An 11,041-nucleotide genomic window follows, 5' to 3' on the forward strand; every position below is an offset into this window, starting at 1 on the left:
TAATCTAAAAAATACGAATATAATATGAAAAAACTTACATATCTTGCAACTCTCGCTGGAAGTATGCTCATAGCTACTTCTTGCGTGGATTTGAACCAAGAGCCGCAATCTTTTATCTCGGAGGAAGAATATATCTCCACAATAAACCAAGAATCATTGGAAAGCGCGGTTACAGCCTTATACAATAACTTGTGGCATGACAACTATGGTTTCAACAGTCGTATCCAGCGTATTCAGGTTTGCGCAGACGAAATTACTTATCGTGCGGCCAAGCCGGGTAACGAACTGGCCTATTACGACCAGTTGAGTCCTAACATTGGAGCCAACACTGCTGACTTCGATACATCATGGGAACTGTTTTATTTTACAATTGCAAATGCCAATAAGCTTATCCACTTTGCGAAAGCACCTGCCGATGCAACAGAAGAAGAGGTTGCCAAGTTCAACAGAGCATTGGCTGAAGCCTATTTCTTGCGTGGGTTGAGTTACTTCTATTTAGTACGCATGTACGGAAATGTTCCTATTGTTCCTGAAAACGGAAACGAAACCATAATTAATTGTCCTCTCAGTACACCAGAAGAGGTTTACACTAAAATGATTGTCCCAAGTTTGGAATATGCAGTAACATGGTTGCCTAAAACTCCGCGTTCAGGAAACAGTTCCACTCCTACCAAATGGGCAGCTGAAACATGCCTTGCTGATGTATATATCACCATGGCAGGATGGCCGCTGAAGAAAGAAGAATATTACGCAAAGGCTGCCGAAGCTGCCAAAGACGTGTTGGACAATAACCAATACCATCAACAAGAAGCAAACTACGAAGACTTATGGAAAGAAGCAAACAAAAACAGTAGCGAGTTCATGTTCTGTCTGCATCACAGCCAGGCAAACAAAGTTATGGCAAGTAACTACGGAAAATCTTACTATCCTACTGATTTCTACGATAAAAACAAGGGAAAGGCACCAGGCGGATGGGCAGACTACTACGCACGAAAAGAAGCATTTGAAAAATATCCTAACGACAAGCGTAAGGAGTGGAACTTTATGACAGAATGGTATTCTACTGCAAACAACAATCAACTTACTTCATGGCAGGATAGCCCTGACGGTCTGCCTTGCATCAGTAAATATTATAATTATAACCAAGGTGACCCTGCTGCAAGTGCACAGGCAAACGGTGTGACCAGTATTTATCGTCTGGCTGATGCCAAGTTACTATATGCCGAAGCTTCCACACGTGCTACAGGAAGCGTAAACACTCAGGCTATTGAAGCTGTACGCAGTCTTCAGGACCGTGCAGGTTATGCGGAAAGAGATATTCAGGAAGTTTCCGGCAATGAGACTGCCGATGAATTCTTAGAAATTGTTTCTAACGAACGTAAGTATGAATTCTTTGCCGAAATGCGTCGCTGGTTTGAGTTGGTTCGTACAGAACAGGTAAGTGTAAAACGTGCCGAAACTTGGAATGGTTCTTTCTTCCAAACACAAGGTCACTATTATTTCCCAATACCTTCTGCTCAGATTTTGTTGACAGGTTGGACTAATAACCCAGGTTATTAATTACATTATAATTTCATAGCAATATCCCCTATCAGAATTTATGAAGTCCTGATAGGGGATTTCTATTTTATATAATAATCAACTCCAATTTTGGAATTAATTCTATTTTTACTAAGTTTGTAAATCACTCTCCAACCTCAAAAACATTAATATCATTATATGAGAACCGTAAAACTGATAACATGCAATGAATCATTTCAGGCAAGGCTGATAAAAGGAGCACTTGAAAATGAAGGAATAGCGGTAGCTATACACAATGAGAATACATCAAGTGTACTGCGTGGAATGCCTGTCAGCATCACTGGAATAGATTTGTTCGTCTATGAAGACGATTATGAGAGGGCTATGACTATTCTCGAAAATAACCAAATGATTCCTGAGAGACTGATTTACTGTCCGTATTGCGGTTCAAAAAACATTAAATTCGTATTAAGAAAGAAACACAGATTGCGTGCCATTATTTCAACAGTAATTGCCATGCTTGCTGCAGCTCCTCCGGGAACGGAACACTGGGAATATATCTGTAAAGACTGTGGAAAAGCATTTGACAAACCTGTAGGAAAGAGCAATATTTCCACAGAAAACGATGAATAAGTATATAAAAATAGCTGTTTAAACAATGTTCAAAAACCATTCAAACACTGTTTAAACAGCTATTAATTTTTCCGGTAATTATTCCTTAACTATATTTACTTCAGCCACTCCCACACGGTCGTCATTAAGCAATATTCTAAGGTCGCTGGCTGTTGTTCCCTTAAATGTATAAGTTATCGGCTTGCCATATTCGGTTACAGTTCCGTTATACACAGTGAGGAACTGGCCTCCACCACCTGAGAGCTGTATTTCGAAGGTAGAAGGAAGGTTATTCTCACGCACAAAAGTTATTGACACTTCATCTACCTTAGGATTTCCTTTCAGTGCAAATGTCAGATAGTCACCCTTGTTTCCTTGCCAGTAAGTGGTATTGTCACTATCCAGAACCTTCATCACATCTTCCGGATTTGTACTTGCCGATACAGGCTTTTCAGGCTTCTCTGCCTCCAGACGTGCATTGCGGGTATGATAGTCTTCTACGTTCAACACCGTAGTCTGTCGTATATCCTCTGATGATGATCCTGCTATCACTACAAATTCTCCGGGTTCTACTACCCACTTCATATCTGCATCAAGAAGTTCAAGATGCTTTCTGTCGATAGTAAACTTAACCTCTTTTGTTTCGCCCGGCTGCAAATGAACACGTTCGAAACCGGCAAGATTCTTTTCGTATGTAGTAACGCTGCTCAATACATCGCGTGTATATAGCTGTACCACTTCGTCTCCTGCCATATCTCCTGTATTGGTTACTTTCAACGTTACTGTAGCCGTCTCATTTGGAGTGATAACCTTAGGACTTAACTGTATATCTGAATATTCGAAAGTAGTGTAGCTCAAACCATAACCGAACGGATAAAGGGCACCATTTACGCGCGACATATTTCCGTCAGGACCAGGATTCTTTCCTCCGTCAACCTGCGAAGCAGGCTTGGCAGGGAAGTTAAACGGTATCTGTCCAACAGTCTTTGGGAATGTAACCGTAAGTTTTCCACCGGGATTATAGTCTCCAAACAAAACATCGGCTATTGCTATTCCACCTTTTGAACCAGGATACCATGCTTCAAGAATAGCTGGAACAAACTTGTCAGCCCAGTTGACAGACAGCGGACGGCCGTTTATCAACACAAGAATAACTGGTTTTCCTGTAGCCTGAACAGCCTGAAGCAACTGCAACTGACGGCCAGGAAGCTCAAGACTTGTACGCGACTTGTTTTCTCCGCATGTACGCTGGCCTCCTCCCAAAACAACTACTGCAACGTCAGATTTCAATGCGTTTTCAACAGCTATGTCAATTCCTTTTTTCTCGTCTGACGTAAGAGGATAGTCTATGATTTCACTTTCCGGCCAGTTTGCATCAACAAGGTCGCATCCTTTTGTATAAAGAACTTCGGCCTTTCCTGCAACTTTTTCTTTTATTCCTTCAAGCACTGTGGTAACATCCACTGCCAAAGGGCCATAGTGTGTCAGTGCATAACCTTCTTCATCTGCATTAGGGCCGCACACTGATATTGTCTTTACTTTGTCAATATCCAAAGGAAGAGTTTTATTGTCGTTCTTCAGAAGTACAATACTTTCACGTGATGCCTGAAGAGCAACAGCTTCGTGCTCCGGGTTTTCAACAACCTTATCGGCCTCTGCCAATTGCATCTGATATGGTGAATCGAACAATCCTATAAGGAACTTTACTCTCAATATATCGCGGACTCTGCTGTTGATAGTTTCTTCGCTAATACCACCTTCCTTAACAAGCTCTCTCAACGGTTCCACAAACGATTCCGGAGAACGGAAAGTACATCTCACGTTCAGTCCTGCCTCAATGCTCTGACGCACGGCTTCTTTCATATCTTTTGCAGTACCATGTTTGGTATATAGATATTCGACAGCATCACTGTCGGAAACCACATATCCACGGAATCCCATTTCTCCACGCAGACGCTCCGTGAGCCAATAGTAACTGCCCTGGACAGGAATACCATCATAATCATTATACGAACTCATCACGCCAAGCAGACCGGTTTCCTGAATCACTCTCTTGAAAGGATATACATGGATCATTTCTACTTCACGTGGTGACATCTGAGGGTCAACTCGTGCCATACCCTCACGTGCTCCCTTATTATTACTGTAAGCCACAAAATGCTTTGCAGTAGCAGCCACCTGATAGTCTTTCTGCATTCCTTTCACCATTTCTATACCTAGTTCGGCAACAAGATAAGGTGACTCGCCATATACTTCTTCGTATCTTCCCCAACGCTGGTCACGTCCCACATCAAGAATAGGCGCATAAACATTGGTATATCCCAACATACGTGCCTCATATCCGGTTATTTCTCCTATACGGCGTACCAGATTTCTATTCCATGTATGACCGATGCCAAGCTGAGTAGGGAAGTTTGTTGCACGATAACTCTCCACTCCACGGATACCCTCGTTGGTGAAATCAACAGGAATACCCAGTCTGGTTTCTTCTACAAAAAATCGCTGTACCTCGTTCAAAGCCCAGGCATGACGCGATGCTGGCCATACGTTAGGATTATCCGATGGCGGAAGTCCCCACTGCTGGAAACCGTTAAGATGCTCGTCTATTGCACCTATACCGTCTTTCCACAACGAAGTTTTCCATTCCGGAGTAGGAAGATCATCCTTCAACACACGTTTATAACCATAAAGAGTTACCATCTGGCATGTTTTCTCTTCCATGGTCATCTGATTCAGGAGATCTTCTATACGACTGTCAAGCGGGGCAGAAGGATCCTCATAAATATCCTTCACTCCATTCTTGTTGAAATCTATCCAACCTTTATGGTATATTTCCTTTTTTACAGGCTTATAGACAGAAGGAATTTTCTGGGCGGAAACAAATGTTCCACCGAAAGCTAAAAGAGATAATGTGATTAATAATTTCATATAAATGGTTTTGAATAAGGTTTGTACAAAGATAATCAATAATAGCTTATGTACCAATTATATAAACCATATTCAAAAAAAGTGCTCCGTAAATCAATACGAAGCACTAGCCTTTATTCCTGCATCTTCCAGCAGATGTAATATTCTGTCCAATTCCTCATGAGTGGCTTTCTGAAGATGAGTGTCCGGTGTCTCACGGTCGATGGTATAAATCATAACCTGACGCGGAGCAATCTGCTTTACAGTTTCAAGCCACGGAAGCACATAATCATCATGTGTATTATCAACATCCACACCTTCGTCTGTAGTTCCTTTCAGAAACATTGTCTGGATTATCAACTGACCGTTAAATGCTTTCATACAGTCTATTATGCGGTTCAAATCATAGTTTCCAACAGGTTTATCAACAGTGTTTATATAGTCGATATTAACCGTATCAAGCTTCAGGATATTATTGTCAACTTTCATCAGGGCATTGAAGACTTCCGGTTTATGAATGAATGTTGAATTGCTCAATACGCTTACTTTAGCCTGTGGAAAATACTTGTCTCTAAGCTCAATCGTATCGTCTATGATTTCTGCAAAATGAGGATGAGCTGTAGGTTCACCGTTTCCGGCAAATGTCAACACATCAGGAAATGGTCCGTTTGCTTTCATGTCAATAAGCCTTGCTTCAAGAGCTGTCTTTACTTCTTCGCGTGTTGGAAGTTTCTTTTTCGGACGATGGTCTTTATTATAACCGCACTCGCAATAAATACAGTCGAAAGAACAGAACTTACCGTCTGCAGGCAGAAGATTAATTCCCAATGACACTCCAAGACGACGGCTGTGTATAGGTCCGAAAATAGGAGAAGGATATATTATTGTTGACATGTTTTTTGTAGTTTTTAGTTGTTAGTTATTAGTTGTTAGTCAGACGCAAAAATAAGGAAAATATCAGTACGTTATCAACATACGGTTACCATTTTATTCTCAACTGAAACTGTATGTCTGCCTTATTATTACCCTGAATTTCTTCTGTACCTGAACTGATGGTATTTCTGTCGGTATAGTGTGTCCATCCGAATTTAGCCTGAAGCATTAGGAATTTCCCGTAATTATACTGCAATTTCAATGCTGTCCTTGTTCCTTTTCCATAAAACGAAGACATGGAAAAGGCATAAAGCAATCCCGGTTCATAAAGATATACACGTGAGTTATAATCATCTGTTGAAAACCATGCACCGCTTACGGATGCTTTCACAGGAAACGATCCATAGCTTAAATTGGCCGAAGCAGAAAGCAGGAAACCGTTTGCAGTTTCCTGACCTAAATATCCTGTATTGGTATAATCGGCCAGAACTTTAACAGAGTTATTGTCATTCAGTGAATAATTCACCTGATATCTTACTCTATGACGGATATATGGCAAAACATACTTTCCACCATCGTCTGCAGAATAGTTCTGAGCCTTGTTTTTTACACTGTACTTTATCAACATAGACAGTGAATTGCTATGTGAATAACTCAACTGGCAAACTCCCTCTATTCCCGATGTACCTGCCATATCCACACGATATCTTTTCCATGGAAAATAGAAGTAATCAACATAGCATAATAACTTTGTATTCCGTATAGCACTGGTTTCCAGACATAAATAAACACCTGTTTCATTCTGTGTCCTTGAGTTTTCACCAAAAGAATTTGCATAGAGACTCTGATATTTTTTGTCATAATACCTGTTGATAAGTGTTATATCTGTATCAACAGTCGGTGAATAACACAAAGAATTGATTGTTGCGATTGCTCCACATTTGTCAACTGCAGTCTCTCCGGAAATCATAAGTTTATTCAGGAAAAATTTATAGAATGCCCCGGCATTGAAAAAATCCTTTCCACGCGGATAGTAATGATTGTAAGGCTGATAGTCAGGATTCAACACTTTATTAAAACAGTTATAAACAGCTGTTAATCCATATTCAACATTCTTTCCATTATACGTTAAGTTACTGCCTATCACATGATTATATATAGTATTTCTCTTTTCCATATCCTTATACAGTCTATGATATCCATCAGTTTTCAACGACATTATGAACTGGTTTTCAACACGTGCATCCATATTTCTGAACGAATAGAAAAGCGTCGCATCCCATCTTTTCGAAAGTTTATAAGTAACAGCTATTCCCTGAAGATAATTATATTCTCCAGTAGAAGTGTATTTTGAAATTCCCTGTCCGGTACGCCGCAGCGATGAAGATGAAGTATATTTCCCCATACTGAAACCCATGTTCATAACAAGTCCGTATCCAAATGATGCCTTATAATTACCTAAAGCCACAGACTTGAACCGACCAATATTCTGCAAATAAAGATAAGCTGAATAAAAGTCATATCCCTTCCTGTTATAAAGTCTGAAGAAAGGTTCGCCAGAATCTTTCTCTGCAGTAATTCCGAAATAAATCTGTTTGTTATACTCAAATCTGTAACGCATGTTATTATATAACGAACTGCCATAATACTTCTTGTTAGGACTGTCAATAAGCACATTCTCAGGATAGTCAGCATATCCTGCTTTCTGATTTAACGGGATATCAACACGTGTTGTTAATTCCTGCCGGTTATATTTCATCATACGCTTGAAACTGAACTTCTCTTCTTCATCCTTAGCCGGACCTATGTAGATGAAATGCTCAAGAAACTTCCTTGTCTGCCAGTCCATTCCTTCCACTCCCAACAATTCATTTTTACTTACCACAGGACCGTACTTATAAACATAATAAAGTATGTTTTCAATCATCTTGTCTGAGAGAAAAGGTAACTGTTCAAGCTGCTCTTTCGTCAAAGTGTTAAAATTGAACGGATTTTCGGCTATTTCGGACAATTCTTCGTATTGTTCCATCCATGATGACAGATTTTCATCATCTACCGACATTTCGCTCCATTCTACAATATCAGACTGAGAATATAAACAAGTTATAAAAACATAACTTATTGAAATATAAAGAAGTAACCTACTTATCCACATTATGTTGATAAAATTATAAACAACAAAAAAAATAATACTTTTATCAACCATATAATTGTTTTTATTCCTATTTTTGCGTCAATGAGTAAATACATATACATATTGACAATAATGTGCTTTTTAACAATTCCTGAACTGAAAGCACAGGATTCTCCGGATAACAGAGGATATATGGTCAAAGTATGTGTCTATGATGGAGACACTATACCATATATAACTCTCAGGAATGTATATGTGTACCCTAAAATGAAATTTAAAAATAAAAAACAGGAAAGATATTATTATCGCCTGGTTAGGGACGTAAAGAAGACACTGCCTATAGCAAAGGAAATAAGAAACATTGTAATAGAAACATACGAATATCTGGAAACTCTCCCCGACGAAAAAGCCAAAGACAAACATATCAAGGCTGTAGAAAAAGGATTGAAGGAGCAATACACCCCAAGAATGAAGAAATTGACATTTTCACAGGGTAAATTGTTGATAAAGTTGGTAAACCGTGAATGCAACCAATCATCATACCAACTGGTTAAAGCTTTCATGGGACCTTTCAAAGCCGGATTTTATCAGACATTCGCCGCACTGTTCGGTGCCAGTCTCAAAAAAGAATACAGACCTGAAGATGAAGACGAGATGGTGGAACGTATAATTACCCTTGTTGAAAACGGACAGCTATAAAACATTTATCCACAATATAAACATTTGTAAATCATGCGTTTATATTGTGGATAATTACGTTATCAATAATGTATCAACAGTTATTTCTGAACTCCATAAGCTTGTTGGCAAACTCCCATAACACAATTCCGGCAGTTACGGATACATTCAGTGAATGTTTTGTGCCATACTGAGGTATCTCTATACATCCGTCGCACATGTCAACAACCTCCTGTTTCACTCCCTTCACCTCATTTCCCATTACTATTGCATATTTCTTGTCCCTATCCAGAACCATATCACCAAGCATCGTACTACCTTCGCACTGTTCTATCGACAATACTGTATATCCAGCCTCATGCAACTCATTTACAGCATCTTGTGTGTTCTGACAATATTTCCAGTCAACGGTATTTTCTGCCCCCAAAGCCGTCTTGTGCATCTCTGCATTAGGAGGAGTGGCCGTAATTCCGCAAAGATATATCCTATTGACAAGGAAAGCATCCGAAGTACGGAATACAGCACCAATGTTGTGCAAACTTCTCACTTCATCAAGTACCACAACCAGAGGAAGCTTGTCTGCCTCCTTGAATTCTTCTACCGTCAGACGGTTCATTTCCGTTATTTTCAGCTTTCTTATTTCAGACATACCTATATATTTACAATTACTGTCCGCAAAGATAAAAACAATATTAATAACCCTGTTGAAATCTGTTGAAAAGGTGTAGAAAACGTGTAGAAAACATGAGAATAGATTTTTAAAACTATTTCTTGCATTTATGAATCAAACATTTATAAGAATCTGGAAACCAACAATCCAAAAAACTTACCGGAAAGTTTCCTAAACAATTTGAACACAATTTTAATAAGAAATGAATAGTTGATAAACAGAAAGTTTTTAACTTTGCACAATATCAACAAAATGTTAATATACCAACTAAGTACTGAATTATCAGCACTTAACGCTGTTGAATCGTTATTGATACAGTAAGCACTTATATTAATAACTTAAAAAGCAAGAAATACAGTATTATTTTTGCCAACACAATCAACAGCCTATTAATAGCATCATAAGATTTCTTTTAAAAAGAAGAAAAAATAAAATATTTATAGTTATGAAAGAAGAATGGTTGAAAAAGGGTTATGTGGATGAACCCGTAGATAAGACACTGGACTTGAAAGCCGAGATAGACAAGCTCCGCAAGGAAAAGAATGCCGTGATACTGGGGCACTTCTACCAAGCGGACGAAATACAGGAAATTGCCGATTTCATTGGCGACAGCCTTGCGCTTGCCCAGTGGGCAGCAAAGACCGATGCCGAGATAATAGTGATGTGCGGTGTTCACTTCATGGGAGAGACTGCAAAGATACTGTGTCCCGACAAGAAAGTTCTCATACCGGATTTCAACGCAGGATGTTCGTTGGCCGACAGCTGTCCTGCCGACAAGTTTGCCGAGTTCGTTAAGCAGCATCCTGACCACACCGTAATTTCATACGTCAATACAAGTGCGGCAGTCAAGGCTGTAACAGACGTTGTGGTTACATCTACCAATGCCAAACAGATAGTGGAAAGCTTCCCTGCCGACCAGCCAATGATCTTCGGTCCGGACAAGAACCTTGGAAACTACATAAATTCCATTACAGGACGAAATATGCTTCTTTGGGACGGAGCATGCCATGTACACGAAAAATTCTCTGTAGAGAAGATTATAGAGCTTAAAAAGCAGTATCCTGATGCCGATGTACTGGTACATCCAGAGTGTAAGGGAGCGGTAGCCAAGCTGGCAGACAAGATAGGTTCTACTGCAGGACTGCTTAAACATGCAATTAACAGTGACAAGAAAGACTTTATTGTAGCTACTGAAAGCGGAATACTGTTCGAAATGCGACGCAAATGTCCTGAGAAGAACTTTATTCCTGCACCTCCTGAAGACAGTACCTGTGCATGCAATGAATGTAACTTCATGCGCCTGAACACTCTGGAGAAACTCTATAACACACTGAAATACGAATGGCCTGAGGTTGTGGTGGACGAAGCGATAGCTAAAGAAGCCATAAAACCAATAAAGCGTATGCTTGACATATCTGCTAAACTTGGATTGTAAAATTTGTATTTTAACAATTAACATAAATGCTTCATGTTGTTAACAAACGTGGAGCATTTTCTTTATTTATTAAACTATGTTATAAAGCATAGATTTTTGGCTGAAATACTTGCAGATTACCAGAAAGTCCGTACCTTTGTACTGTGTTTTTCATAGTATTAGATTTTAAGGTTAACAAAGGTTGGAGTACAGCGGTACTCCTTTTTTTATG

At 39.5% G+C, this 11,041-nt stretch carries 8 protein-coding genes; 4 read left to right on the plus strand and 4 right to left on the minus strand.

Translation table 11 applies throughout. The annotated features are described in order from the left end of the window. Positions 1–24: 24 nt before the first annotated feature. On the plus strand, positions 25–1,560 hold the full coding sequence (locus H6A61_RS07085; protein WP_204392389.1) for a RagB/SusD family nutrient uptake outer membrane protein: 1,536 nt from the start codon (positions 25–27) through the stop codon (positions 1,558–1,560). A 159-nt stretch (positions 1,561–1,719) separates the two neighbouring features. Then, positions 1,720–2,154, plus strand: coding sequence for a DUF2007 domain-containing protein (locus H6A61_RS07090; RefSeq protein ID WP_204392391.1), 435 nt, complete (start codon positions 1,720–1,722; stop codon positions 2,152–2,154). 78 nt (positions 2,155–2,232) lie between these two features. On the opposite strand, the gene H6A61_RS07095 is transcribed toward H6A61_RS07090, so the two are convergent. From H6A61_RS07095 to H6A61_RS07105, 3 genes are all read right to left on the minus strand, one after another. Further along, positions 2,233–5,061 (minus strand): glycoside hydrolase family 3 N-terminal domain-containing protein, encoded by a 2,829-nt coding sequence (locus tag H6A61_RS07095; RefSeq protein ID WP_204392393.1) that lies wholly within the window; start codon positions 5,059–5,061, stop codon positions 2,233–2,235. 93 nt (positions 5,062–5,154) lie between these two features. Further along, positions 5,155–5,934: a radical SAM protein gene (locus tag H6A61_RS07100; RefSeq protein WP_204392395.1), complete on the minus strand. Its 780-nt coding sequence runs from the start codon at positions 5,932–5,934 to the stop codon at positions 5,155–5,157. An 85-nt stretch (positions 5,935–6,019) separates the two neighbouring features. Further along, positions 6,020–8,068 carry a helix-hairpin-helix domain-containing protein gene (locus H6A61_RS07105; RefSeq protein ID WP_204392397.1) on the minus strand — a complete coding sequence of 683 codons (2,049 nt, stop codon included), beginning with the start codon at positions 8,066–8,068 and terminating at the stop codon, positions 6,020–6,022. Positions 8,069–8,179: 111 nt separating this feature from the next. Here H6A61_RS07105 and H6A61_RS07110 point away from each other — a divergent pair, with 111 nt between their 5' ends. Next, positions 8,180–8,746 (plus strand): DUF4294 domain-containing protein, encoded by a 567-nt coding sequence (locus H6A61_RS07110; RefSeq protein WP_235340845.1) that lies wholly within the window; start codon positions 8,180–8,182, stop codon positions 8,744–8,746. 73 nt (positions 8,747–8,819) lie between these two features. Here H6A61_RS07110 and H6A61_RS07115 read toward each other — a convergent pair whose 3' ends face one another. Continuing rightward, positions 8,820–9,365 (minus strand): RNA methyltransferase, encoded by a 546-nt coding sequence (locus H6A61_RS07115; RefSeq protein WP_154044911.1) that lies wholly within the window; start codon positions 9,363–9,365, stop codon positions 8,820–8,822. Between the two features lie 475 nt (positions 9,366–9,840). On the opposite strand from H6A61_RS07115, the gene nadA reads away from it, so the two are divergent. Beyond that, positions 9,841–10,830 carry a quinolinate synthase NadA gene (gene nadA, locus H6A61_RS07120; RefSeq protein WP_204392399.1) on the plus strand — a complete coding sequence of 330 codons (990 nt, stop codon included), beginning with the start codon at positions 9,841–9,843 and terminating at the stop codon, positions 10,828–10,830. The last annotated feature ends 211 nt before the right edge of the window (positions 10,831–11,041 follow it).

The organism is Bacteroides caecigallinarum (genome assembly GCF_016901995.1).
GTDB lineage: Bacteria > Bacteroidota > Bacteroidia > Bacteroidales > Bacteroidaceae > Phocaeicola > Phocaeicola cellulolyticus.

Excerpts from the sequence above, each read along its gene's own strand:
- nadA (WP_204392399.1), top strand. The coding sequence starts at position 9,841 with ATGAAAGAAGAATGGTTGAAAAAGGGTTATGTGGATGAACCCGTAGAT.
- H6A61_RS07105 (WP_204392397.1), bottom strand. The coding sequence starts at position 8,068 with ATGTGGATAAGTAGGTTACTTCTTTATATTTCAATAAGTTATGTTTTT.
- H6A61_RS07095 (WP_204392393.1), bottom strand. The coding sequence starts at position 5,061 with ATGAAATTATTAATCACATTATCTCTTTTAGCTTTCGGTGGAACATTT.
- H6A61_RS07090 (WP_204392391.1), top strand. The coding sequence starts at position 1,720 with ATGAGAACCGTAAAACTGATAACATGCAATGAATCATTTCAGGCAAGG.
- H6A61_RS07085 (WP_204392389.1), top strand. The coding sequence starts at position 25 with ATGAAAAAACTTACATATCTTGCAACTCTCGCTGGAAGTATGCTCATA.
- H6A61_RS07100 (WP_204392395.1), bottom strand. The coding sequence starts at position 5,934 with ATGTCAACAATAATATATCCTTCTCCTATTTTCGGACCTATACACAGC.
- H6A61_RS07110 (WP_235340845.1), top strand. The coding sequence starts at position 8,180 with ATGTGCTTTTTAACAATTCCTGAACTGAAAGCACAGGATTCTCCGGAT.